This is a genomic window from Streptomyces bauhiniae (assembly GCF_004784475.1).
Lineage (GTDB): Bacteria > Actinomycetota > Actinomycetes > Streptomycetales > Streptomycetaceae > Streptomyces > Streptomyces seoulensis.
Genome location: NZ_SRRT01000006.1, coordinates 280,225 through 302,725, shown reverse-complemented (window position 1 = coordinate 302,725; position 22,501 = coordinate 280,225). Strand labels below are relative to the sequence as shown.

Below are 22,501 nucleotides of genomic sequence, written 5' to 3'. Positions count from 1 at the left end.
GCTTCCTCCTTCCGGAGAGCGGGCCCGCGCTCGTCGTTAAGGTAAACGCCATGAGCGCACCGTCCCGTTTCGACCGCGGCCACACCGACGACCTGATGGCCTTCCTGGCGGCGAGCCCGACGCCGTACCACGCCGTGGCGAACGTCGCCGCGCGGCTGGAAGAGGCAGGCTTCACCCGGGTCACCGAGACCGAGGCGTGGGACACCCCCGCGGGCACGGGCAGCGGGGGACGGTATGTGCTGCGCGGCGGCGCGGTCATCGCCTGGTACGTCCCCGAGGGCGCCACCCCGCACACCCCGTTCCGTATCGTCGGCGCGCACACCGACTCCCCGAACCTCCGGGTCAAGCCCGAGCCGGACAGCGGGGCGCACGGCTGGCGCCAGGTCGCGGTGGAGATCTACGGCGGCCCGCTGATGAACTCCTGGCTCGACCGCGACCTGGGCCTGGCCGGCCGGCTCACCCTGCGCGACGGCACCTCGGTCCTGGCCGACATCGACCGTCCGCTGCTGCGGGTGCCGCAGCTCGCCATCCACCTGGACCGCTCGGTCTCCGTGGACGGCCTCAAGCTCGACAAGCAGCGCCACCTCCAGCCCGTCTGGGGCCTCGGGAACGATGTCCACGAGGGTGACCTGATCGCCTTCCTGGAGGAGGAGGCCGGTCTCGAGCCCGGTTCGGTCGCGGGCTGGGACCTCATGACATACCCCGTCGAGGCGCCCGCCTACCTGGGCCGGGACCGCGAGCTGGTCGCCGGGCCCCGGATGGACAACCTGCTCTCCGTGCACGCCGGTACGGCCGCGCTGATCGCCGCCGCCACCTCCGGGGAGTCTCTCCCTCACATCCCCGTCCTGGCCGCCTTCGACCACGAGGAGAACGGCTCCCAGTCCGACACCGGTGCCGACGGCCCGCTGCTCGGCAGCGTGCTGGAGCGCTCGGTGTTCGCGCGCGGCGGCTCCTACGAGGACCGCGCCCGTGCCTTCGCGGGCACCGTCTGCCTCTCCTCCGACACCGGGCACGCCGTGCACCCCAACTACGCGGAGCGGCACGACCCCACGCACCACCCGCGGATCAACGGCGGCCCGATCCTCAAGGTGAACGTCAACAACCGCTACGCCACGGACGGTTCGGGCCGCGCGGTGTTCGCCGCCGCGTGCGAGCGGGCCGGGGTGCCGTTCCAGACGTTCGTCTCGAACAACTCGATGCCCTGCGGCACCACCATCGGCCCCATCACCGCCGCCCGCCACGGCATCAGCACCGTGGACATCGGCGTGGCGATCCTCTCCATGCACAGCGCGCGCGAACTCTGCGGCGCCGACGACCCGTTCCTCCTCGCCGAGGCCCTGACGGCCTTTCTGGAGGCGTAGTCGACAACGGGGTTGGGTGGCTAACCGGCCGGATGGGGGGTACCCGCCGAACGGGACCGGAGATTCCGGAACCTATTAGGGGAGGCAGGATCTCATGGGCCTCGGCGGATGCATCATCCTCATAGCCGTGGGAGCGATCCTCACATTTGCCACCGACTGGCACATGAGCGGCGTCAACCTCGACCTGGTCGGCGTCATCTTCATGGCCGCCGGCCTCATCGGCCTGGCGACCTTCAGCGGCATCGCCCGGCGCCGCCGCGTGGTCGTCCCGCCCACCCGGGTGGTGGAGGAGGAGCGGCCCGCACCGCGCGACGGCTACTCGGACGGCTACGGCGTCTGATTCAGCTTCCGTCGCCCGCGGCGCCCTCATCCAGGCCCGCAAGCACCAAAGGCAGCCGGTCCGCCGCGCCCGCGACGAGGCGCACCGGAACACCCCAGTCCTGCTGGTGCACATGGCAGGCCGGGTACTCGTTCGCGGGGTCGTCGTCGCAGGATGCGGCCATCGCGGAGACGTGCAGCACGCCCTCGGTGACGGCCGGGTCCAGCTCCAGCTCCCGGCTCAGGTCGCTGTCCGCGCCCTCGCCCTTGAGCAGCAGCTCGGGCGGGGTCGCGGAGACCAGCAGCCGGGTCGAGGGGCCGTAGCGGGTGTCCAGCTTCTGGCCTGCGGGCGCCTGGAAGATCACGTCCAGCCGCAGCCGGCCCGGGGCCACCTCGGTGGCCGCGCGCTGCGTGCGGTGGGCGACCGCCTCCACGCGGACCGCCTCCTCGGGCAGCCGCAGCCGGGTCAGCCGGTGGCGGGCGGACTCCACCACCACGATGTCGTCGCCGACCAGCACCGCGTCACTGGGCTCCCGCAGATCGGTGGCAAGCGTGGTGACCTCGCCGGTGGCGGGGTCGAAGCGGCGCAGCGCGTGGTTGTAGGTGTCCGCGATCGCGACCGAGCCGTCCGGCAGCGCGGTGACGCCCAGCGGGTGCTGGAGCAGCGCCTGCCCGGCCTCGCCGTCCCGGTGGCCGAAGTCGAACAGACCGGTGCCGACGGCGGTGTGCACGGCGCCGTCGAGGTCCACCCAGCGCAGCGCGGAGGTCTCGGAGTCCGCGAGCCACAGCCGCTCCTCCGTCGCCGCGAGCCCGGAGGGCTGCGCGAACCACGCCTCGGCGCCGGGCCCGTCCACCAGACCCTCGTTGGTGGTACCGGCCGCGACCTGGACGGTCCCCGCCTCCGGGTCGTACGTCCAGAGCTGGTGCACGCCCGCCATGGCGATCCACACCGTGCCGCCGAAGAGGGCCACGTCCCACGGTGAGGACAGCGCGACCTCGCGGGCCGGTCCCGAGGTGGGGGCGCCCTGCATCCACTGCCTGCCGGTGCCGGCCAGGGTGGTGACCGCGCCGGAGGCGAGGTCCAGGCGGCGCAGGGCGTGGTTCACGGTGTCGGCGACGACCACGGAGCTGTCGTCCAGCAGCGCGAGACCCTGCGGCTCGTTGAAGGACGCCTCCTCGGTCGAGCCGTCCGCGAAGCCGCGCTCACCGGTGCCGATCCGGCGTACGACGCTCTCGCCGTCCTCGGCCAGCTCGACCAACTGGTGCCGGGTGGTGTCGCTGACCAGGAAGTTCCCCGAGGGCAGCAGCAGCGCCTTGCCGGGGAAGCGCAGCACGGTCGGCTCCGGCTCCGGCGCCACATAGGGGCCGTCGCCCCGGCGCAGGGTGCCCTTGGCCTCGTGCTCGGCCTCCAGCTCCTCCACCAGCCGCTCGATGGCGTGCACATGCCCCTCACCGGCGTGCTGGGCGACCACGTACCCCTCCGGGTCGATCACCACGAGCGTCGGCCAGGCGCGTACCGCGTACTGCTTCCAGGTGGCCAGCTCCGGGTCGTCCAGTACGGGGTGCTCCACGCCGTACCGCTCGACCGCGTCCACGACCGCCTGGTGCTCGGCCTCGTGCACGAACTTCGGGGAGTGCACGCCGACCACGACCACCGTGTCCCGGTGCCGCTCCTCCAGCTCCCGCAGCTCGTCCAGGACGTGCAGGCAGTTGATGCAGCAGAACGTCCAGAAGTCGAGGATGACGATGCGTCCTCGCAGGTCGGCCAGGGTGTACTGCTGATCGCCGGTGTTCAGCCAGCCGCCCTTGCCGACCAGCTCGGGAGCGCGGACACGGACACGTCGAGAAGCGGAGTCGTTCATGCTTCAAGGGTGCCACCCGGAGGGGCGGGGCTCAGTCCAGGGTGTGCCCGGTGGTGGCGTCCACATGGTCCGGGACGTCTTCGTGTCGGTCGCCCACACTCAGGGTGCCGGTGGGTTCCAGCATCAGGATCTCGGTGGGCACCGGCGCGTACGGCTTGTGCTCGGTGCCGCGCGGGACGGTGAAGACCGAGCCCTGACGCAGGACGACCGTGCGCTCACCGGCCGGCTCGCGCAGCGCGATGTGGAGTTCGCCGGTCAGGACGAGGAAGAACTCGTCGGTGTCGTCGTGCGCGTGCCAGAGGTGCTCGCCCTCGACCTTGGCCACGCGCACGTCGTAGTCGTTGACCGACGCAACGATGCGGGGGCTCCACCGGTCGTGGAAGGAGGCGAGGACGTCGGGGAGGGAGCGGGGCTGTTCGGTTGCCATGTGTTCCATCGTGGGGTGTGTGGGCCGACCACACGAGTGCTAGGAATTGCATATGGCGCAAGAATCCTCGCATGTGCCGCGCACCCACCAGGTCGCCGTTCTGGTGGACGCCGGCACCAACCCGTTCGAGGTCGGTGTCGCCACCGAGCTGTTCGGCCTGCCCCGCCCCGAACTGGGCCTTCCCGCCCCGCTGTACGGGGTCACGGTGTGCGCGCCGACCCGCGAGGTGCGGATGAACCACGGCTTCCTCACCCTGACCGGCCTGGCCGGTCTTGACGCGGTGGACGGCGCGGACACCCTGATCGTGCCGGGCCGCCCGGACAACGTGGTCCCGCGCGAGGCCCCCGTACGGGAGGCGATCCGGCGCGCGCACGCGCGGGGCACCCGGATCGTCAGCTTCTGCACCGGCACCTTCGCGCTCGCCGAGGCCGGGCTGCTCGACGGGCGCCGGGCCGCCACCCACTGGCGGTGGGCCGAGACCTTCCGGCGGCTGCACCCGAAGGTGCTGCTGGAGCCGGACGTGCTCTTCGTCGACGACGGGGACGTGCTCTCCGCCTCCGGCAGCGCGGCCGCGCTCGACCTCGGGCTGTACCTGTGGCGGCGGGACCACGGCGCCGAGATCGCCAACGCGGTCTCCCGGCGCCTGGTCTTCGCCGCCCACCGGGACGGCGGACAGCGGCAGTTCGTGGAACGTCCGCTGCCCGAGGTGCCCGACGGCTCGCTCGGCCCGCTGCTCGCCTGGGCGCAGGAACGGCTCGGCGAACCGCTCACCGTGGCCGACCTCGCCGCCCGCGCGGCCGTCTCCCCCGCCACCCTGCACCGCCGCTTCCGCGAACGCCTCGGCACCACCCCGCTGGCCTGGCTCACCGGCGAACGGGTGGCGCTGGCCTGCCGGCTGATCGAGCGTGGGGAGACCCGGCTGGACGTGGTCGCCGCCCGCTCGGGACTGGGCACCGCGGCCAACCTGCGGGCGCGACTGCGCCGGGAGACCGGACTGAGCCCCTCCGACTACCGCAAGCGGTTCGGACCCGTCCCGCGGTGAGGAACGTCTCCCGCCGGGGAAGCGCTTCAGACATGAGACTCCTCGTGCGCGACCGGCTGCTGGGCATCGGCGACGACTACTGGATCGAGGACGCGGACGGCCGCAAGGTCTTCCTCGTCGACGGCAAGGCCATGCGGCTGCGGGACACCTTCGAGCTGAAGGACACCGCGGGCAATGTCCTGATCGACATCCACCAGAAGATGTTCGCCCTGCGCGACACCATGGTGATCCAGCGGGACGGCGAGGATCTCGCCACCGTCCGCCGCAAGCGGCTCTCCCTGCTGCGCAACCACTACCGCGTCGACCTGGTCGACGGCACCGAACTCGACATCAGCGGCAAGATCCTGGACCGCGAGTTCGCCGTCGAGTACCAGGGCGAACTCCTCGCGGTGATCTCCCGCCGCTGGCTCACCGTCCGCGACACCTACGGGGTCGACGTCGTACGGGACGACGCCGACCCGGCGCTGCTCATCGCGGTGGCGGTGTGCGTGATCCACCTGGCGGAGAAGGAGCGGGAGGACGACTGAGGCCCATCGGCCGAGGTCCAGCGGCCGGGGCTCAGCGGCGGGGCGGTTCCAGGCCGAGGACGCGGTCCTTCAGCGCCGGGAACTGCTCACGGGTCGCCGGGACCCTCGCCGGGTCGAACTCCACCCGGAGCACCTCCTCGTCCGGGCCCGCCTCGGCCAGCACCTCGCCCCACGGGTCCACCACGATCGAGTGACCCGCCTGGGGAACTCCGGCGTGCGTACCGGCCGTTCCACACGCGAGGACGTACGCCTGGTTCTCCACCGCGCGTGCCTGGGCCAGCAGCGTCCAGTGGGCGCGGCGGCGCTCGGGCCAGCCCGCGGAGACCACCAGGGTCTCGGCGCCGGCGTCGGTGAGGGTGCGGAAGAGCTCGGGGAAGCGGAGGTCGTAGCAGGTGGCGAGGCCGACGGTGGTCTCCGGCAGCGGGACGGTGACGGGTGCGCGCCCGGCGCCCATCAGCACGGCCTCGCCCTGGTCGAAGCCGAAGCGGTGGATCTTCCGGTAGGCGGCGGCGAGTTCACCGGAGGGGGAGTAGACGAGCGCGGTGTTGTAGAGGGTGCCGTCGGGGTCGCGCTCCGGGATCGACCCGGCGTGCAGCCAGACGCCCGCGTCCTTGGCCGCGCTCGCCATCGCGTCGTGGGTGGGGCCCTGGAGCGGCTCGGCCTCGGTGGCGAACGTTTCGTAGGCGAACGCGCCGGTGGTCCACAGCTCGGGCAGCACCACGAGGTCCGCATCGGCCTCGGCGCGTACGAGACCCGCCGCGCGCAGGCGCCGTCCGGCCACGGATTCGCCCTCGTCCACACGGATCTGGATCAGCGAGGCGCGCACACTACCACCGTCCTGGCATTCGAGTCGTTCCCACGGGCCTACGATCGTCACACGAAAGCACTGCCGGGGGGTATCGGAGCAGCGTAACTTGGGGGTCCCCCCTCCTCGCGCAAGCCGAGAGCGTGGGGGAGTTTCCAGACACCCGCCCAGTGCAGCCGCCGATTCTGCCCGTGTACCGACCGCCGAGGGGTCCTGTTCCGTGAGTCTGCATCCCACCCTCCAGCCCTACGCCGACGCCTGGAACCACTCGATCGACGCGATATCCGAGCTGGTGAACCCGCTGGCCGAGGCCGAGTGGAACCGGCGTACGCCGTGCCCCGGCTGGTCGGTGCGGGACGTGGTCTCCCATGTCATCGGGCTGGACTGCGAGATGCTCGGCGACCCCCGGCCGATCCACACGCTGCCCCGCGACCTCTTCCATGTCACCAACGAGGCGCAGCGGTACATGGAGATGCAGGTCGATGTACGCCGCCATCACACGGCGCCGGAGATGACGTCGGAGCTGGAGTACACGGTCATCCGGCGCAACCGGCAGATCCGCAACGAGTCCCGGCAGCCCGACACCCTGGTCCGGGGGCCGATGGGCAAGGAGATCACCCTCGAACTCGCCATGCGGATGCGGGCGTTCGACGTCTGGGTGCACGAGCAGGATCTGCGCACCGCCCTCGGGCGTCCGGGCAACCTCGACTCGCCCGGCGCGCTGGTCGCCCGTGACCTGCTGCTGGCCGGGCTGCCCAAGGTGGTCGCCAAGGAGGCCCAGGCGCCGCGCAGTTCGGCGATCGTCTTCGACGTGCACGGGCCGGTGGAGTTCCTGCGCACGATCCGCGTCGACATCCAGGGCCGGGGCACGCTGGAGACGGCACCCGCGCTGGGGCCCGCCGCGAGCTTCAGCATGGACTGGGAGACGTACTTCCGGCTGGCCTGCGGGCGGATCGGTGCGGAGGCGGCGGGCGATCGCATCAAGACCGAGGGCGATCCGGAGCTGACGGCGGCGATCCTGCGGAACTTCGCGGTGACGCCGTGACGTTTTAACCGGGCGCCGACTCTTTAATCGGGTGCCGGTGGGGCGGGCCGCGGTTACCGTCCCCGCCATGACCACCCGGCTCACCTTCCACGGCCCGCTCTCCTCCGCCCGCGCCGACGCGATCGTCGACCGCCTCTCCGCGAACCGCCCCCACACCGTCCTCGACATCGGCTGCGGCTGGGGCGAGTTGTTGCTCCGCGTGCTGGAGGCGGTGCCGGAGGCGCGGGGCACGGGCGTCGACCTCAATGAAGCCGACCTCGCCCGGGGCCGCCGCTCGGCGGAGGAGCGGGGCCTGACGGGACGGGTCGACTTCCTGGCGGAGTCCGCCCGCGACACGGCCCATGGCCCCGCTGACCTGGTCCTGTGCGTGGGGGCAAGCCAGGCCCTGTCCGACGCCGACTGCCCCACGGCGGAAGCCCTGCGCTCGCTGCGGAGGCTGGTGACCGACGGGGGCCGGGTCCTCCTGGGCGAGGGCATCTGGGACCGCCGGCCCACGGAGGCCGAGCTTGCGGGAATGTGGCCCGGCGCCGCGACCTCCGACCACCTCAGCCTTGCTGAACTCCTCGACCTCGCCGTCGCCTCGGGCTTCCGCCCGGAATGGACAGAAACAGCGACTCTCTCGGAGTGGGAGCACTTCGAATCGGGTTACCAGGCCGCCCAGGAGGTCTGGCTGGCCGCCAACCCGGCCGCGACCGAGACCCGCAACCGCCTGGACCGCCACCGCGCCCAGTGGATGAGCTACCGAGGGGTCCTGGGGATGGCGTACCTGACGCTGGTACCGGTCCTGCGCTGAGAGTCGGCTACGCCGCCGGGACGTGCACTGTCTCCACCCTGCTCGCGACCAACCGTTCCCGTTCCCGGCGGGCGGCGCGGGTGCGGAGGCGGAGGATCTGGGTGAGGCCGAGGGTCTGGAGGACGAAGACGGCGCTGAAGGCCACGGAGTAGTCGTCGTCGGTGGCGTCCAACAGGACGCCGATGGCGAAGAGGGTGGTCATGGAGGCGATGAAACCGCCCATGTTGGTGATGCCGGAGGCGGTGCCCTGACGCTCGGGCGGGTTGGCGGGGCGGGCGAAGTCGAAGCCGAGCATGGAGGCGGGGCCGCAGGCACCCAGCACCACGCACAGCACCACCAGCAGCGCCATCGGCGCGTGCGCGCCCGGCCAGGCGAGGGTCAGCGCCCACATGACGGCCGTCGCGGCGACCGTACCGAGGGCCAGCGGGAGCCGGGCCGCGTGGTGCCGGGCGACGACCTGGCCGTAGACGAGCCCGATCACCATGTTGGAGAGCACGACCAGGGTGAGCAGCTCACCCGCGCCGGCCCGGCTGAGCCCCTGCGCCTGCACCAGGAACGGCAGCCCCCAGAGCAGCAGGAAGACCATCGCCGGGAACTGCGTGGTGAAGTGCACCCACATCCCCAGCCGGGTACCGGGTTCCCGCCACGCCTCCGCGATCTGCCGGCGCACATACGCGGCACCCTGGTGCGGGAAGGGCTCCGGCTCATGGCCCTCGGGGTGGTCCTTGAGGAACAACAGGGTCAGCACCAGTACGACCGCACCCGCGAGCGCGCTGCCCGCGAACGCCGGGGTCCAGCCGAGCCCGTGCAGCAGCCGGGCCAGCACCAGGGTGGAGACAAGGTTGCCCGCCATGCCGACCAGCCCGGCGAGCTGCGCGACGAAGGGCCCGCGCCGGGCCGGGAACCACCGGGTACCGAGCCGCAGCACGCTGATGAACGTCATCGCGTCCCCACAGCCCAGCAGCGCGCGGGACGCTAGTGCGGTGCCGTACGAAGGCGAGAAGGCGAAGCCGAGCTGTCCGGCCGTGAACAGCACCGCGCCCAGGCACAGCACCTTCTTCGTGCCGAGCCGGTCGACCAGCAGGCCGACGGGTATCTGCATGCCCGCGTACACGAGCAACTGGAGGATCGAGAACGTCGACAGCGCGGAGGCGTTCACATGGAAGCGGTCCGCCGCGTCCAGGCCGGCCACGCCGAGCGAGGTGCGGAAGATGACGGCGACGAAGTAGACCGCGACGCCGATGGACCACACGGCGACGGCCCGGCGGCCGCCCGGAGGGTCACCCGGCAGGGTGGTCGTGGCCCGGCTCATCGGACCTCCCCGCGCGCCAGCCCGGAGAACCAGCCGACGTGCCGGTGCACCAGCCCGACCGCCGCCTCCGCGTCCCCGGCGCGCAGCGCGTCCAGGATCTCGGCGTGCTCGGTGAGGGTCTTGGCGATCCGGTCGGGGTGGGAGTGCATCACCGCGACGCCCATCCGGAGCTGACGGTCGCGGAGCTGGTCGTAGAGGCGGGACAGGATCTCGTTCCCGCCGCTGCGCACGATCTCGGCGTGGAAGCAGCGGTCGGTGACGGCGGCGGCCGCGAAGTCGCCCGCCGCGGCCTGCTCCCGCTGCCGCTGGAGCAGCTCGGCGAGCCGGTCCAGCAGGGCGGGCGGCGCGGGAACGGCCTTACGGGCGGCGTGCTCCTCGACCAGCAGCCGGGTCTCCACCACGTCGGCGATCTCCTGCGCCGAGACCGGCAGCACCAGCGCGCCCTTCTTCGGGTACAGCCGGATCAGCCCCTCGGCCTCCAGCCGCAGCAGCGCCTCGCGGACGGGGGTACGGGACACCCCCACCGCCTCGGCCAGCTCGCCCTCGGTGAGCAGGGTGCCGCCCTCGTACCGGCGGTCGAGGACGCCCTGCTTGACGTGGGTGTAGACGCGGTCGGCGGCGGGTGGCTGCCTGGTGGCCGTTTGCATGCCCACAGGATAGATACAACAGCCGGGGGTGGGACAGCGCGGTCCAGCATGCGGACCCGGCCGAGGGGGCGTCAGCGGAGCGCCGGAACTTTCCTTCCCCAGGAGTGCAACCATGGGGGCCGTTCACTTGTCACACAGGTGCGGCCCTCCTTTCAGGGCACCTCAACTAGGTCGCATTCCCAGGGCATTTCAGACAATCGAGGTATTTCGCTTTGATTACCGGCATCAAGGGCTCCTCCCTCCGCAGGGCCGCCGCCGTCGCCGTCGCGTCCGGCGCGCTGCTCACCACGAGTGCCCTCACCGCAGCGCCCGCGCAGGCCGCTTCCGCGCCGTCGATCGTGGCCGCGGGCGGCTACGCGATGAACAACTCCACCGGCGCTTCGCTGTACACCAAGGCCGCGGACACCCGGCGCTCCACGGGTTCGACCACCAAGATCATGACCGCGAAGGTCGTGCTGGCGCAGCCGAACCTGAACCTGGACACCAAGGTCACCATCCCCAAGGGCGCCAGCGACTACATCGTCGCCAACAACGCGTCCTCGGCCGGCCTGATCGTCGGCGACAAGGTCACCGTCCGCCAGCTCCTGTACGGGCTGATGCTGCCGTCGGGCTGCGACGCCGCGTACGTCCTCGCGGACAAGTACGGCTCGGGCAGCACGCACACCGCGCGGGTGAACTCCTTCCTCGGCAAGATGAACTCCGCCGCGAAGGCCCTCAACCTGAAGAACACGCACTTCGATTCCTTCGACGGCATCGGCAAGGGCTCGAACTACTCGACCCCGCGCGACCTGACGAAGATCGCCAGCAGCGCGATGAAGAACGCCAACTTCCGGGCGATCGTCAAGACCAAGTCGTACACGGCGAAGACGGTCACCAAGACCGGCAGCACGCGCACGATGAAGGCGTGGACCAACACCAACACGCTGCTCAGCAGCTACAGCGGCACCATCGGCGTCAAGACCGGCTCCGGCCCCGAGGCCAAGTACTGCCTCGTCTTCGCCGCCACCCGCAACGGCAAGACGGTCATCGGCACGGTCCTCGCGTCGTCCTCCGTCAACCAGCGCGGCACGGACGCGACGAAGATCCTGAACTACGGCTTCACCAAGTAAGCCCCGCAGCACTCCAGGGCCCGCCCAACCGGTTCACTCCGCGGGGGCGGGCCCTTTGCGTTGCCTCAACTCACCTTCCCTATACCGGGATCAGCACCCCGAAGTCGGGGAAACAACCGATCTTCCCTCGCAATCGTGAACATCCCAGTTGTCAACTGGCATATGCCGTTTGCCGGGCCCTACGTTCCACGGCGGAGGTGGTTCATATGAACGAGGCGATCGACATCAGCGACTTCGTCTACGCGGCGACCGGAGACCGCGTACGGAGGCTGACGATGCCGGACGGGACGCACTGGTTCCCGGCGGCGGACGTCTGCAAGAAGTTGGGTTACACCACGACCCGTAAGGCCCTTCTCGATCACGTCCCGGAGGCCCATCGAGAGTTTCTCGAGACTGTGACTGGAAGTCACAGTCTCAGCGTTCCCGCAGGTAGGGGGTGGCGCCGAGACTTGCAGATCATTGATCTCCAAGGTCTCATCCTCCTCGTCAACGCCTGCACCAAGCCCGCCTGCGCGCCTTTCAAGCAGTGGGTCGCGGAGGTCATCGAGACGGTCCAGCGGGAGGGGTTCTACGCACTGGAGGAGGCCGAGGTGCAGCCCCTCGGGCCGGGGGCTCCGGTCGCCTACGCCATGCCGGAGCAGGTCGCGGAGGCCATCGTCCGGCTGGAGGCGCACAACCTCAAGCTGGACGAGGAGTTGGCGGGCGTACAGCGTCAATCCCTCGCGCTGCAAAGGGAGATGCTCACCGCGCAGACAGCCATGGCCGAGGCGATGGTGCGTATTGCGGACCGGATCGATGGGTTCAGCCTCCGCCCGGCCATCCCTGTCGGAGGACCCGCCGCCACCGCCTCCCTACTGGCCGGCTGGCGGGAGCGGTTGTCCGTGACCGAGGACGTGTGGACGGTGGCCGTCGTCATCGCGCCGGTGCTCGTGGAGAAGGGCGAGTTGCGGGAGCCGCTCGAGTCGATCGCGGCACGGACCGGATTGACCGTGCGGCGGGGCAATGAATGTCTGCGGATGTTGCGGCGGCACGCCTGCATTCGGTCGCGGGGTGGAGCCGAGGGCGGGGCGCCGGTGTATGTGCTGAACACCGTTTGAGAAAGCGCGTGAGAGATGAACGAGAAATGCTGAGACCCTAACTGGAGGTTAGGGTCTCAGCATTTCTGCAGGTCAAAAGGGCCTACTACGCCCAGGAGAGCAACCGCTTCGGCTGTTCGAGAATTGCCGCCACATCTGCCAGGACCTTGGAGCCGAGTTCGCCGTCGACCAGGCGGTGGTCGAAGCTGAGGGCGAGGGTGGTGACCTGGCGGGGCTTGACCTTGCCCTTGTGGACCCACGGCTGGAGCTTGATCGCGCCGACGGCGAGGATCGCGGACTCGCCGGGGTTGAGGATCGGCGTACCGGTGTCGACGCCGAAGACGCCGACGTTGGTGATGGTCACCGTGCCGCCCTGCATCGCCGCCGGGGACGTCTTGCCCTCGCGGGCCGTGCTCACCAACTCGCCCAGCGCCGCGGACAACTGCGGGAGCGTCTTGTCCTGCGCGTCCTTGATGTTGGGCACGATCAGCCCGCGCGGAGTCGCCGCCGCGATGCCCAGGTTGACGTAGTGCTTGAGCACGATCTCCTGGGCCGCCTCGTCCCAGGACGCGTTGACCTCGGGGTTGCGCTTGATCGCGACCAGCAGGGCCTTGGCGATCAGCAGCAGCGGGTTCACCCGCAGCCCCTGGAACTCCTTGTCCTGCTTCAGCTCCTCGACCAGCTTCATCGTCCGCGTCACGTCCACCGTCACGAACTCCGTGACGTGCGGCGCCGTGAACGCCGAGCCGATCATCGCCTGCGCGGTCGCCTTGCGGACCCCCTTGACCGGGATACGCGTCTCCCGCGCGGAGTCGTACCCCGCCACGGCGGGCGCGGGAGCGGGCACAGCGGCCGGGGCCGGCGCTTCCACCACCGGCTCCGCCGGGGCCACCGCCGCGTGCACGTCCTCACGCGTGATGATGCCGTCCGGCCCGGACGGGGTGACCCGCGCCAGGTCGACGCCCAGGTCCTTGGCCAGCTTGCGCACCGGCGGCTTGGCCAGCGGGCGCTCCTTGACCGGAGCGGGGGCGGGAGCGGCGGCGCCGTGCCCGTTCAGCTCGGCCTGCACCGCCTGCGCGGCGGCCACCGCCACCTCGGGCCCCTTGCGGGGACGCCGCTTGGTGGAGGAGGCGGCCACGCCGTACCCCACCAGCACCGGCGTACGACCCTGCGGCTCGGCCTCGTCAGCGGCGGGAGCGGGCTCGGCCGGCGCCGGCTCGGAGGCGGCCCCGCCCGACACGTCGACCGCGATGATCGCCGTACCCACATCGACCGTCGTGCCCTCGGCGAAGCGCAGCTCGCGCACCACCCCGTCGTAGGGGATGGGGAGTTCGACGGCCGCCTTGGCGGTCTCGACCTCGCACACCACCTGGCCGTCGGTGACCGTGTCCCCGACCTGCACGTACCACTTGAGGATCTCGGCCTCGGTGAGCCCCTCGCCCACGTCCGGCATCTTGAACTCGCGCACGGAAGCTTCCGTCATCGTCGTCACGAAACCTTCCTCAGTACGCAAGGGCGCGGTCGACGGCGTCGAGCACCCGGTCCAGGCCCGGCAGATACTCGTCCTCCAGGCGCGCCGGCGGGTACGGGGCGTGATAGCCGCCGACCCGGAGCACCGGAGCCTCCAGGTGGTAGAAGCACCGCTCGGTGATCCGCGCGGCGATCTCCGCGCCGGAGCCGAGGAACACCGGCGCCTCGTGGACGACCACCAGACGGCGGGTCTTCTCGACCGAGGTCTGGATGGTGTCGAAGTCCAGCGGGGAGACCGAGCGGAGGTCGAGCACCTCCAGGGACTTGCCCTCCTCGGCGGCCGCGTCGGCCACCTGCTGACACAGCTTGACCATCGGCCCGTAGGCGGCCAGCGTCAGGTCGGTGCCCTCGCGGACCACGCTCGCCCTGTGCAGCGGGCCGGGGATCAGCTCGGGGTCGACCTCGCCCTTGTCCCAGTAGCGCCGCTTGGGCTCGAAGTAGATCACCGGGTCGTCGCTCTGGATGGCCTGCTGCATCATCCAGTAGGCGTCCGAGGAGTTGGACGGGCTGACCACCTTCAGGCCCGCCACGTGCGCGAACAGCGCCTCGGGGGACTCGGAGTGGTGCTCGACCGCGCCGATGCCGCCGCCGTAGGGGATGCGGATGACGACGGGCATCTTGACCTTGCCCAGCGAGCGGGCGTGCATCTTCGCGAGCTGGGTGACGATCTGGTCGTACGCCGGGAAGACGAAGCCGTCGAACTGGATCTCGACCACCGGGCGGTAGCCGCGCAGGGCCAGGCCGATCGCGGTGCCCACGATGCCGGACTCGGCGAGCGGGGTGTCGATGACCCGCTCCTCGCCGAAGTCCTTCTGGAGGCCGTCGGTCACCCGGAAGACGCCGCCGAGCTTGCCGACGTCCTCGCCCATGACCAGGACCTTGGGGTCGGTCTCCAGCGCGCGCCGCAGCGATTCGTTGATCGCCTTGGCCAGAGCCATTTTCTCCGCCATGTCAGTTGCCCCCCTCGGCGTCCGTGAACGACGCCTGGTAGGCGGCGAACTGGGCGCGCTCCTCGTCGACGAGCGCGTGCCCGTCCGCGTACACGTTCTCGAAGATGGCGAAGCGGTCCGGGTCCGGCATGGCGCGGACCGCTTCCCGCACTCGCTTGCCCAACGCCTCGGACTCGTCCTCCAGTTCCGCGAAAAATCCCTCGTCCGCGTGGTTTGAGGACTCCAGGTAGGCGCGCAGACGCAGGATCGGGTCCTTCGCCTCCCAGGCGACACGCTCGTCGTCGTGCCGGTAGCGCGTGGGGTCGTCGGAGGTGGTGTGGGCGCCCATCCGGTAGGTGAACGCCTCGACCAGGGTCGGGCCCTCGCCGTTGCGGGCGCGCTCCAGCGCCCAGCGGGTCACGGCGAGGCAGGCCAGCACGTCGTTGCCGTCGACCCGGACGCCGGGGAAGCCGTAGCCCTGGGCGCGCTGGTAGAGCGGGACGCGGGTCTGCTTCTCGGTGGGCTCGGAGATCGCCCACTGGTTGTTCTGGCAGAAGAACACCACCGGGGCGTTGTAGACCGCCGAGAAGGTGAACGACTCCGCTACGTCGCCCTGGCTGGACGCGCCGTCGCCGAAGTAGGCGATCACGGCCGAGTCGGCGCCGTCCTTGGCCACGCCCATCGCGTAGCCGGTGGCGTGCAGCGTCTGCGAGCCGATGACGATCGTGTAGAGGTGGAAGTTGTTGCCGTTGGGGTCCCAGCCGCCGTTGTTCACGCCGCGGAACATGCCGAGCAGGTTGGTCGGGTCGACCCCGCGGCACCAGGCGACGCCGTGCTCGCGGTAGGTCGGGAAGACGTAGTCGTCCTCGCGGGTGGCGCGGCCGGAGCCGATCTGGGCGGCCTCCTGGCCGAGCAGCGAGGCCCACAGGCCCAGCTCGCCCTGGCGCTGCAGGGCGGTCGCCTCCGCGTCGAAGCGGCGGGTGAGCACCATGTCGCGGTACAGACCGCGCAGCTCGTCGGGGGTGATGCCGGCGACGTAGGCGTCGAACTCGGCGTTCTTGACCCGCTTGCCCTCCGGCGTCAGAAGCTGCACCAGCTCCGGCTCGGTGCCCTGCTTCGCGGTGCTGCGGGTGCTGCGCCCGGTACCGGCGGTACCGGCCTTGCCTGCGGCGCTGCGTCGCGGCTTGCGCGCGGCACTGCTCTCCACGGTCACGTGTGCTCCTCCGTCGTTCCGGCCCACGGGGTTGCCGGTGAGCCTGGGGTCCCCCTTGCTCGGTCGGAGCCGGGGGGAGCGGCCACCTCTTCTCGACCACCGGGCACGGGGTGGGTGCCGCTCGGCCGGGAACAGGCGTGACAGGTGCCCCGGCGAGCGCCTGCGGCTTTTAACGTTACCCAGTGCTCCACATTTCTGTGAAACCCCACCTGACCTGCGATTTTGCTTGGATTTCCAAGTAAATCGACGAGGCCCGGAAGTTTGCTGGTCACAGCCTTGCAGGAGGCCGGAGCAACGGCACGTTATCCCGCGCACCCAGCTCAAAGGAAGAGTCCCGGCGCGTCACCGGGGACGGCCGGGGATTTCTTTCGCGCCGCGCGCGAATTGCGCTTCGAAGGACACCGGGACGTTCACCGGGGCACTCCGGGTGACCGAATGCGACCGCCGAAGACTGCCTGTGACAACCCCCAGCTCACGGGGGCTTTTCGTGCCCTAGCATCGGCGCGTGCAGCGCCTTCGTGTACCACCCGTCGTGCCCCACGCGCCCCCGCTCGGCACCTTGTTACCCCTGTACGGAGCCGGTACGGCCCTCGCCTGCGAACCGGTCGACCAGGGGCTGCTCAACCGGGGCTTCCGGGTGCGCACCACGCGGGGCCGGTACTTCCTCAAGCACCACTTCGACCCCGACACCGCCGACCCCGACGCCATCGAGCGCCGCCATCGGGCCACCCAGCGCCTCGCCGAGGTCGGCGTCCCGGCCGTCCCGCCGCTCACCCACCGCGAGGGCCGTACGGTCGCGGTCGTCGGCGGGCACGCCTACGCCCTGCACCCCTGGATCGAGGGCGGGCATCTGCACGGCGGCCAGCTCACCCGCTCCGAGAGCGCGCGCCTGGGCGCGCTGCTGGGCGCCGTGCACGCCTGCCTGGAGCGCGTGATGCCGCCCAAGGGGCGCACCCGTCCGGCCACCGGCCCGCACCCGGTGGAGAGCGCCGACCCGGCCGACACTTTCACCCTCATCGACGACCTGCTGGGCCACGTCCACCGCCACAGGCCGGCCGACGCCTTCGACGACCTGGCCCGCCACCGCCTGCTGGAACGCCGGTCGCTGCTGGAGCAGCACACCCACCGCCGGCCGCCGCGCGGCGGCCCGGTGGGCTGGGTGCACGGCGACTTCCACCCGTTCAACCTGCTCTACCGGGGCGGCACCCCGGCCGCCATCGTCGACTGGGACCGGCTCGGCGTGCAGCCCCGCGCCGAGGAGGCCGTACGCGCCGCCGCGATCTTCTTCGTACGGCCCGCGGGGATGCTGGATCTGCCCAAGGCGCGGGCGTACGCGCGGGCGTACCGGCGCGCGGCGCGGGCCACCCCCTCGGAGCTGGCGGCGGCCGTGCACCGGGTGTGGTGGGAGCGCCTGAACGACTTCTGGATGCTGCGCTGGCACTACGAGCGCGGTGACACCCGCGCCGACCGCCAGTTCCCGGCCGCCTCCGCGCTCGCGGTGTGGTGGACACGGGAGTACGACGCGGTCTGCGACGCCTTCACGAGCTGACCGCCCAGAGAGCGGTCAGCCGCCGGCCGGCCCGTCCGGGCCCGTTCCAGGGGCCGGCGGGGTCGGCCTTCAAGTGCCGTCGGCGCCGCCCGCGTCCGCCCCGGCCGCCGCACCGGCGGCCGCACCGCCGTCGGTCGTGCCGCCCGTCTCGTTGCCGCCCGGACCGGCCGTGGTGCCCGCGTCCGTACCGCCGCCGCCGGACGCGTCGCCCGTGGCGGGCGGCGAGGTCTGCGGGGCGCTCGGCTGATCGGAGGTCTGCTGGTCGGTCGGCTCGTCCGTCGGCTCGGCGGTGCCGGGGTCGGTCGTCCGGTAGGACGGGGTGTAGTCGGAGCCGTTGTTCCAGCCCGAACCGCCCTGGGTGGCCGGGTCGTCCGTCGGCTCCTTGGTGGTGTCGTCGGTCGGCGTCTCGGACGCCTTGTCGTCCTTGTGCGTCTGCGAGTGCGTCGGGGTCGGCTTGGTGCCCTTGCCCTCGTCGCCGCCGGTGTTGTTCAGCGCGAGCGCGACACCGGCCACGACCGCCACCACGGCGAGCGCGGCCAGCACCAGGAGCTTGCCCCGGCCGCTGCCCTTGTTGCCGTGGCCCTCGAAGCCGCCGTCGTCGCCGCCCCCGTAACCGCCCGGCAGGATCGGCTGCGGAATCTGCGTGGTGCCGCCGCCGTAGCCGCCGGACTGGGGCATCACGGTGGTGCCCGCGTAGCCGCCGGGCGGCGTCGGCGCGCCCGCCGTGGCGTCCACCGGGCCGGTGTTCCAGGTGCCGGAGTGGGCGCCCTGGTCGTACAGCATCTGCAGGCCGTACTGGATCAGGCCGCGCATCTCCTCGGCCGTCTGGAAGCGGTCGTCCGGCTCCTTGGCGAGGGAGCGCATGACCAGGCCGTCCAGCTCGGGCGGGCAGCCCGCGGTGACCTGCGAGGGCGGCACCGGCATGTCCTGGACGTGCTGGTAGACCACCGACAGCGGGGTCTCACCGGTGAAGGGGGGACGCAGCGCGAGGAGTTCGTAGAGCAGGCAGCCGGTGGCGTACAGGTCGGAGCGGTGGTCGACGGCCTTGCCGAGCGCCTGCTCCGGGGAGAGGTACTGCGGGGTGCCCATGACCATGCCGGTCTGGGTCATCGTCGTGGAGGCGCCGTGCAGGGCGCGGGCGATGCCGAAGTCCATCACCTTGACCGCGCCGTTGTCGGTGATGATGACGTTGGCGGGCTTGATGTCACGGTGCACGATGCCGTGCTGGTGCGAGTAGGCGAGCGCGTCCAGCACGCCGGAGACGATGATGAGGGCCTGCTCGGGGCCCGGCGCGTCCGCGTCGACCAGCAGCTCGCGGATGGTGCGGCCCTCGACCAGCTCCATCACGATGTACGGCACGGCCTGGCCGCCCACCTGGTCCTCGCCGGAGTCGTACACGGCGACGATCGAGTGGTGGTTGAGTCCGGCCACCGACTGGGCCTCGCGCGTGAAGCGGGCCTTGGAGGTGGGGTCCTCGGCGAGGTCGGCGCGCAGCAGCTTGACCGCGACCGTACGGCCGAGCCGGACGTCCTCGGCCGCGAACACCTCGGCCATGCCGCCCCGGCCGAGCCGGTGGGTGAGCCGGTAGCGGCCGTCGCCGACGAGCCCGCCGTTGCCCCAGTTCTCCGGCGCCTCCGCCATGCCGCCGCCGGCCGCCGCCTCGGGGTCGGACGGGCCTTGGGCGCCGTGCGTCTGTGCCATCGGTCCTCGCCGTCGTTTCTGCCCGCGGTGCGCGCGGTGTTGATACGGACTCCGTCGGCCACGCTACAGCCTCGCCGGTGGCCGCCGGTCCCGATCCGGCACCGGGACGGGCCCAGGACGGACCGGCCATGAAACCCGCAGCACAGGCCCTCGTGCAAATTCCGTGCACCGGTCGTACGCCTGCTGTAACGCTTGCGCGACGCTTCTTTCGCGTACGGTCACGGAACGGGCACCGGGCTTGACGTGTCCGTGCCCTCGGGCAGACTTGGCCGGGAATGACACATTCGATCAAGACGTGTGCCACGCGGCGCGGGTCCGGTCGATGACGGCTCCGACGGGCCAGTGGGGGACACGGAACGATGAGCCAGGACGGCGCACAGGGCGGCCGGTACACGGGGCGGGCACTGGCCGGTGGCCGTTACCGGCTCCAGGACCTGCTCGGCGAGGGCGGCATGGCCGCCGTGCACCTGGCCCACGACGCGGTGCTGGACCGCCAGGTGGCCATCAAGACCCTGCACACCGAGCTGGGCCGGGAGCAGGCGTTCCGCGAGCGGTTCCGCCGCGAGGCCCAGGCCGTGGCCAAGCTCACGCACACCAACATCGTCTCCGTCTTCGACACCGGCGAGGACGAAGCGGACGGCATGCCCTACATCGTCATGGAGTACGTGGAGGGCCGCCCGCTCGGCTCCGTGCTCGCCGACGACGTACGGCAGTTCGGCGCGATGCCCGCCGACAAGGCGCTGAAGATCACCGCGGACGTGCTGGCCGCGCTGGAGATCAGCCACGAGAAGGGGCTGGTCCACCGGGACATCAAGCCGGGCAACGTGATGACCACCAAGCGCGGTGTGGTCAAGGTGATGGACTTCGGCATCGCGCGGGCCATGCAGTCCGGGGTCACCTCGATGACGCAGACCGGCATGGTGGTCGGCACCCCGCAGTACCTCTCCCCCGAGCAGGCCCTCGGCCGCGGGGTGGACGCCCGCTCCGACCTGTACTCGGTCGGCATCATGCTGTTCCAGCTCGTCACCGGACGGCTGCCGTTCGACGCGGACTCCCCGCTGGCCATCGCGTACGCGCACGTCCAGGAGGAGCCGGTCGCGCCCTCCTCGATCAACCGCGCGCTGCCCCCGGCGGTGGACGCCCTGGTGGCCCGCGCGCTGAAGAAGAACCCCAACGAACGCTTCCCCACCGCCGAGGCGATGCGCGAGGAGTGCCTGCGGGTGGCCGCCTCGCTCCAGCAGGCGGCGCCGAGCATCGTGCCGGGCGCGGGTCCGGCGCAGAGCGGCTCGGGCGTGGGCTCGGCGGTGTTCCCGCCGATCGGCCACACGGCCCCGCAGCCCCACCCCGGCCAGGTGCAGCAGCCGTACCAGCCGACGCCGAACCCCTACGGCACCCCGCCCCCGTCCTACGGCTACCCGCAGCAGGGCGGCTACCCGACTCCGCCCGCGTACGGCCGGCAGCCCGCGCCCGCCTACGGGGCCCAGCCGGTGACGGCGGTGCCGTCCTCCGGGGGCGGCCGGAGCCGCAAGCCGGTCCTCATCGGCTCGGTCGCGGTGGCCGCGGTGCTGATCGCGGGCCTGCTGATCGCGCTGATCAGGGACGACAGTGCCGACCAGGCCCATGGAGGCGACGGGTCCCCCAGCGCCTCCGCGTCCACGCACGGCTCCGGCTACCGGGGCCCGGACACCTCCCGCACGATCGACGACACCGAGTGCACCGAGCCGCAGGAGTCGTACAACGACGAGAAGAAGATCCGGCTGCCCGACTTCCGGTACAAGAACATCGACTCCGTGAAGGCGTGCTTCCAGGCCGCGAGCTGGCAGTACAAGGTGAAGAAGGAAGACAACAACACCTGGGGCGACGGCACGGTCCTCGACCAGTTCCCCGCGCCGGGCACGGACGTCGACCCGAAGAACATGGGCGAGGTCTCGCTGAACGTCTCCACGGGCGAGCCGCCGCAGTAGGTGACGTACGAGAAGGGCCCGGCGGAGTGCTTCCGCCGGGCCCTTCTCACGTTCCGGGTCTACAGGTACGGCCCGCCCGAGCGGCCGCCGGTGTGCTGCTCCTCGGGGCCCTCCGGGACACTGCCCGGCGGGAGCGCGCGGCGCATCTGCTCCAACTGGGCGCGGGCGGCCATCTGCTGGGCGAACAGCGTGGTCTGGATGCCATGGAAGAGGCCCTCCAGCCAGCCGACCAACTGGGCCTGGGCGATCCGCAGCTCGGCGTCGCTCGGTGTCGCGTCGTCGGTGAAGGGCAGCGACAGCCGCTCCAGCTCCGCCACCAGCTCCGGCGCGAGACCGTCCTCCAGCTCCTTGACCGAGCTGGCGTGGATCTCCTTCAGCCGGACCCGGCTCGCCTCGTCCAGAGGAGCGGCGCGCACCTCCTCCAGCAACTGCTTGATCATGCTGCCGATCCGCATGACCTTCGCCGGCTGCTCCACCTGGTCCGTCACCGGGATCTCGCGGGAGCCCTCGTCCGTGCCGCCACCGAGCGCCATCCCGTCCTGGCCCACGACGAGGATCTGGGGGTTCTCGGGCGACCGTTCGTTCCTCGGCATCTCCATGCCGTCATTCTCTCGCACCCGCCCACGCGCCCGTGATCCGGCATCCCGCCCCCGACGGCCCAGCCCAAAATGCCGGGTGCGCCACGAGATGTGAGGCTGGATTCCTTCTTCCCCGGCGTTTCCCGGCATTCCCCCGGAGGTCACCGACGTGACTCCATGGCTGCGACTCACGCTCCGCCTGGTGCGGGTGCTGCTCGTCCTGGCGGCGACGGCCGCGCCGCTGTGCGGCGCCGCGACCGCGTACGGCGCGGAGAGCGCCCCGCCGGGTTCGCCCAGCCCCTCCGGCCGCTCCTCCGCCCCCGCCGTGCGGGCCCGGAACGCCGCCGACACCGCCTCGCCGTCCCCGACCGTCTCCAAGCCCGCGCGGGCCGGGAGCCGGGGCGGGGAGGGGCGGATGCGGCCGGGCCGTCCCGAGGCGCCCGACCCGGCCCAGGACCCGTCGGGCAGCGCCACGCCCGCCACCCCGGAGGCCGCCTACCCGGAGGAGCCGGAGACTGCCGACAGCCCCGCCGCCCCCACGCCGACCGCCGCCTCGGCCCCGGCCTCGCGGCCCGCCGCCGTACGCCAGGGGGAGGGCACCACGGCACGCGCGCCGCGCATCCTCCCCCTGGGCAGCGGCCTGGTCCTGCTGGGCCTCGGCCTGGCGCTTGCCCGGCTGGGCCTGCGCCTGCGCCGAAACTGAGGGCCGCTTC

At 71.6% G+C, this 22,501-nt stretch carries 21 protein-coding genes; 11 read left to right on the top strand and 10 right to left on the bottom strand.

Annotated features, from left to right (window positions below; translation table 11 throughout):
- Positions 1-50: 50 nt before the first annotated feature.
- Both E5083_RS21180 and E5083_RS21175 read left to right on the top strand, forming a co-directional pair.
- Positions 51-1,361, top strand: coding sequence for a M18 family aminopeptidase (locus E5083_RS21180; protein ID WP_135787271.1), 1,311 nt, complete (start codon positions 51-53; stop codon positions 1,359-1,361).
- Positions 1,362-1,455: 94 nt separating this feature from the next.
- A complete protein-coding gene (locus E5083_RS21175) occupies positions 1,456-1,701 on the top strand; it encodes a DUF6458 family protein (protein WP_135787270.1) in 246 nt (81 codons plus the stop codon).
- 1 nt (position 1,702) lies between these two features.
- Here the strand turns inward: E5083_RS21175 and E5083_RS21170 are convergent, their stop codons facing one another.
- Both E5083_RS21170 and E5083_RS21165 read right to left on the bottom strand, forming a co-directional pair.
- Positions 1,703-3,541: a thioredoxin-like domain-containing protein gene (locus E5083_RS21170; RefSeq protein ID WP_135787269.1), complete on the bottom strand. Its 1,839-nt coding sequence runs from the start codon at positions 3,539-3,541 to the stop codon at positions 1,703-1,705.
- 31 nt (positions 3,542-3,572) lie between these two features.
- The gene (locus tag E5083_RS21165) at positions 3,573-3,968 is read right to left on the bottom strand and encodes a cupin domain-containing protein (RefSeq protein ID WP_135787268.1); all 396 of its coding nucleotides are present in this window, start codon (positions 3,966-3,968) and stop codon (positions 3,573-3,575) included.
- 52 nt (positions 3,969-4,020) lie between these two features.
- On the opposite strand from E5083_RS21165, the gene E5083_RS21160 reads away from it, so the two are divergent.
- A complete protein-coding gene (locus E5083_RS21160; protein WP_135787267.1) occupies positions 4,021-5,010 on the top strand; it encodes a helix-turn-helix domain-containing protein in 990 nt (329 codons plus the stop codon).
- Positions 5,011-5,042: 32 nt separating this feature from the next.
- On the top strand, positions 5,043-5,537 hold the full coding sequence (locus E5083_RS21155) for an LURP-one-related/scramblase family protein (RefSeq protein WP_135787266.1): 495 nt from the start codon (positions 5,043-5,045) through the stop codon (positions 5,535-5,537).
- A 31-nt stretch (positions 5,538-5,568) separates the two neighbouring features.
- Here E5083_RS21155 and E5083_RS21150 read toward each other — a convergent pair whose 3' ends face one another.
- Positions 5,569-6,363, bottom strand: coding sequence for a carbon-nitrogen family hydrolase (locus E5083_RS21150; RefSeq protein ID WP_135787265.1), 795 nt, complete (start codon positions 6,361-6,363; stop codon positions 5,569-5,571).
- Between the two features lie 199 nt (positions 6,364-6,562).
- On the opposite strand from E5083_RS21150, the gene E5083_RS21145 reads away from it, so the two are divergent.
- Positions 6,563-7,387, top strand: a complete 825-nt coding sequence (locus E5083_RS21145) for a maleylpyruvate isomerase family mycothiol-dependent enzyme (protein WP_135787264.1) — start codon at positions 6,563-6,565, stop codon at positions 7,385-7,387.
- Between the two features lie 67 nt (positions 7,388-7,454).
- Positions 7,455-8,180 carry an SAM-dependent methyltransferase gene (locus E5083_RS21140; RefSeq protein ID WP_135787263.1) on the top strand — a complete coding sequence of 242 codons (726 nt, stop codon included), beginning with the start codon at positions 7,455-7,457 and terminating at the stop codon, positions 8,178-8,180.
- A gap of 7 nt (positions 8,181-8,187) precedes the next feature.
- Here the strand turns inward: E5083_RS21140 and E5083_RS21135 are convergent, their stop codons facing one another.
- Together E5083_RS21135 and E5083_RS21130 are read right to left on the bottom strand one after the other, a co-directional pair.
- Positions 8,188-9,492, bottom strand: coding sequence for an MFS transporter (locus E5083_RS21135; RefSeq protein WP_135787262.1), 1,305 nt, complete (start codon positions 9,490-9,492; stop codon positions 8,188-8,190).
- Positions 9,489-10,139, bottom strand: a complete 651-nt coding sequence (locus E5083_RS21130) for a GntR family transcriptional regulator (RefSeq protein ID WP_130337965.1) — start codon at positions 10,137-10,139, stop codon at positions 9,489-9,491. The genes E5083_RS21135 and E5083_RS21130 overlap by 4 nt, the downstream gene beginning before the upstream one ends.
- A 212-nt stretch (positions 10,140-10,351) precedes the next feature.
- Between E5083_RS21130 and E5083_RS21125 the strand changes: the two genes are divergently transcribed.
- Together E5083_RS21125 and E5083_RS21120 are read left to right on the top strand one after the other, a co-directional pair.
- A complete protein-coding gene (locus tag E5083_RS21125; protein ID WP_135787261.1) occupies positions 10,352-11,248 on the top strand; it encodes a D-alanyl-D-alanine carboxypeptidase family protein in 897 nt (298 codons plus the stop codon).
- Positions 11,249-11,454: 206 nt separating this feature from the next.
- Entirely contained in the window at positions 11,455-12,345 is an 891-nt protein-coding gene (locus E5083_RS21120; protein ID WP_135787260.1) for a BRO-N domain-containing protein, read from the top strand.
- A gap of 85 nt (positions 12,346-12,430) precedes the next feature.
- On the opposite strand, the gene E5083_RS21115 is transcribed toward E5083_RS21120, so the two are convergent.
- Genes E5083_RS21115 through pdhA form a run of 3 tightly spaced genes read right to left on the bottom strand, consistent with a single transcriptional unit; the run spans position 12,431 to position 15,996 of the window.
- Positions 12,431-13,816, bottom strand: a complete 1,386-nt coding sequence (locus E5083_RS21115) for a dihydrolipoamide acetyltransferase family protein (RefSeq protein WP_135787259.1) — start codon at positions 13,814-13,816, stop codon at positions 12,431-12,433.
- A 10-nt stretch (positions 13,817-13,826) separates the two neighbouring features.
- Positions 13,827-14,804: an alpha-ketoacid dehydrogenase subunit beta gene (locus E5083_RS21110; RefSeq protein ID WP_135787258.1), complete on the bottom strand. Its 978-nt coding sequence runs from the start codon at positions 14,802-14,804 to the stop codon at positions 13,827-13,829.
- 1 nt (position 14,805) lies between these two features.
- A complete protein-coding gene (gene pdhA / locus E5083_RS21105) occupies positions 14,806-15,996 on the bottom strand; it encodes a pyruvate dehydrogenase (acetyl-transferring) E1 component subunit alpha (RefSeq protein ID WP_135787257.1) in 1,191 nt (396 codons plus the stop codon).
- A 532-nt stretch (positions 15,997-16,528) separates the two neighbouring features.
- On the opposite strand from pdhA, the gene E5083_RS21100 reads away from it, so the two are divergent.
- Positions 16,529-17,545, top strand: a complete 1,017-nt coding sequence (locus E5083_RS21100) for a phosphotransferase (protein WP_135787518.1) — start codon at positions 16,529-16,531, stop codon at positions 17,543-17,545.
- A 69-nt stretch (positions 17,546-17,614) separates the two neighbouring features.
- Here E5083_RS21100 and E5083_RS21095 read toward each other — a convergent pair whose 3' ends face one another.
- Positions 17,615-19,246 carry a protein kinase domain-containing protein gene (locus tag E5083_RS21095; protein WP_135787256.1) on the bottom strand — a complete coding sequence of 544 codons (1,632 nt, stop codon included), beginning with the start codon at positions 19,244-19,246 and terminating at the stop codon, positions 17,615-17,617.
- A gap of 359 nt (positions 19,247-19,605) precedes the next feature.
- Between E5083_RS21095 and E5083_RS21090 the strand changes: the two genes are divergently transcribed.
- The gene (locus E5083_RS21090; RefSeq protein ID WP_135787255.1) at positions 19,606-21,210 is read left to right on the top strand and encodes a protein kinase domain-containing protein; all 1,605 of its coding nucleotides are present in this window, start codon (positions 19,606-19,608) and stop codon (positions 21,208-21,210) included.
- A gap of 59 nt (positions 21,211-21,269) precedes the next feature.
- Here the strand turns inward: E5083_RS21090 and E5083_RS21085 are convergent, their stop codons facing one another.
- Entirely contained in the window at positions 21,270-21,809 is a 540-nt protein-coding gene (locus E5083_RS21085) for a bacterial proteasome activator family protein (protein WP_135787254.1), read from the bottom strand.
- A 148-nt stretch (positions 21,810-21,957) separates the two neighbouring features.
- Between E5083_RS21085 and E5083_RS21080 the strand changes: the two genes are divergently transcribed.
- Positions 21,958-22,491: a hypothetical protein gene (locus E5083_RS21080; RefSeq protein ID WP_135787253.1), complete on the top strand. Its 534-nt coding sequence runs from the start codon at positions 21,958-21,960 to the stop codon at positions 22,489-22,491.
- Positions 22,492-22,501: the final 10 nt, after the last annotated feature.

What these genes read in the sequence shown, in the direction of transcription:
- E5083_RS21130 (WP_130337965.1), bottom strand. Translation starts at nt 10,139, where the DNA reads ATGCAAACGGCCACCAGGCAGCCACCCGCCGCCGACCGCGTCTACACC.
- E5083_RS21160 (WP_135787267.1), top strand. Translation starts at nt 4,021, where the DNA reads ATGGCGCAAGAATCCTCGCATGTGCCGCGCACCCACCAGGTCGCCGTT.
- E5083_RS21155 (WP_135787266.1), top strand. Translation starts at nt 5,043, where the DNA reads ATGAGACTCCTCGTGCGCGACCGGCTGCTGGGCATCGGCGACGACTAC.
- E5083_RS21110 (WP_135787258.1), bottom strand. Translation starts at nt 14,804, where the DNA reads ATGGCGGAGAAAATGGCTCTGGCCAAGGCGATCAACGAATCGCTGCGG.
- E5083_RS21165 (WP_135787268.1), bottom strand. Translation starts at nt 3,968, where the DNA reads ATGGCAACCGAACAGCCCCGCTCCCTCCCCGACGTCCTCGCCTCCTTC.
- E5083_RS21140 (WP_135787263.1), top strand. Translation starts at nt 7,455, where the DNA reads ATGACCACCCGGCTCACCTTCCACGGCCCGCTCTCCTCCGCCCGCGCC.
- E5083_RS21120 (WP_135787260.1), top strand. Translation starts at nt 11,455, where the DNA reads ATGAACGAGGCGATCGACATCAGCGACTTCGTCTACGCGGCGACCGGA.
- E5083_RS21135 (WP_135787262.1), bottom strand. Translation starts at nt 9,492, where the DNA reads ATGAGCCGGGCCACGACCACCCTGCCGGGTGACCCTCCGGGCGGCCGC.
- E5083_RS21175 (WP_135787270.1), top strand. Translation starts at nt 1,456, where the DNA reads ATGGGCCTCGGCGGATGCATCATCCTCATAGCCGTGGGAGCGATCCTC.
- E5083_RS21085 (WP_135787254.1), bottom strand. Translation starts at nt 21,809, where the DNA reads ATGGAGATGCCGAGGAACGAACGGTCGCCCGAGAACCCCCAGATCCTC.
- E5083_RS21090 (WP_135787255.1), top strand. Translation starts at nt 19,606, where the DNA reads ATGAGCCAGGACGGCGCACAGGGCGGCCGGTACACGGGGCGGGCACTG.
- E5083_RS21170 (WP_135787269.1), bottom strand. Translation starts at nt 3,541, where the DNA reads ATGAACGACTCCGCTTCTCGACGTGTCCGTGTCCGCGCTCCCGAGCTG.
- E5083_RS21180 (WP_135787271.1), top strand. Translation starts at nt 51, where the DNA reads ATGAGCGCACCGTCCCGTTTCGACCGCGGCCACACCGACGACCTGATG.
- E5083_RS21095 (WP_135787256.1), bottom strand. Translation starts at nt 19,246, where the DNA reads ATGGCACAGACGCACGGCGCCCAAGGCCCGTCCGACCCCGAGGCGGCG.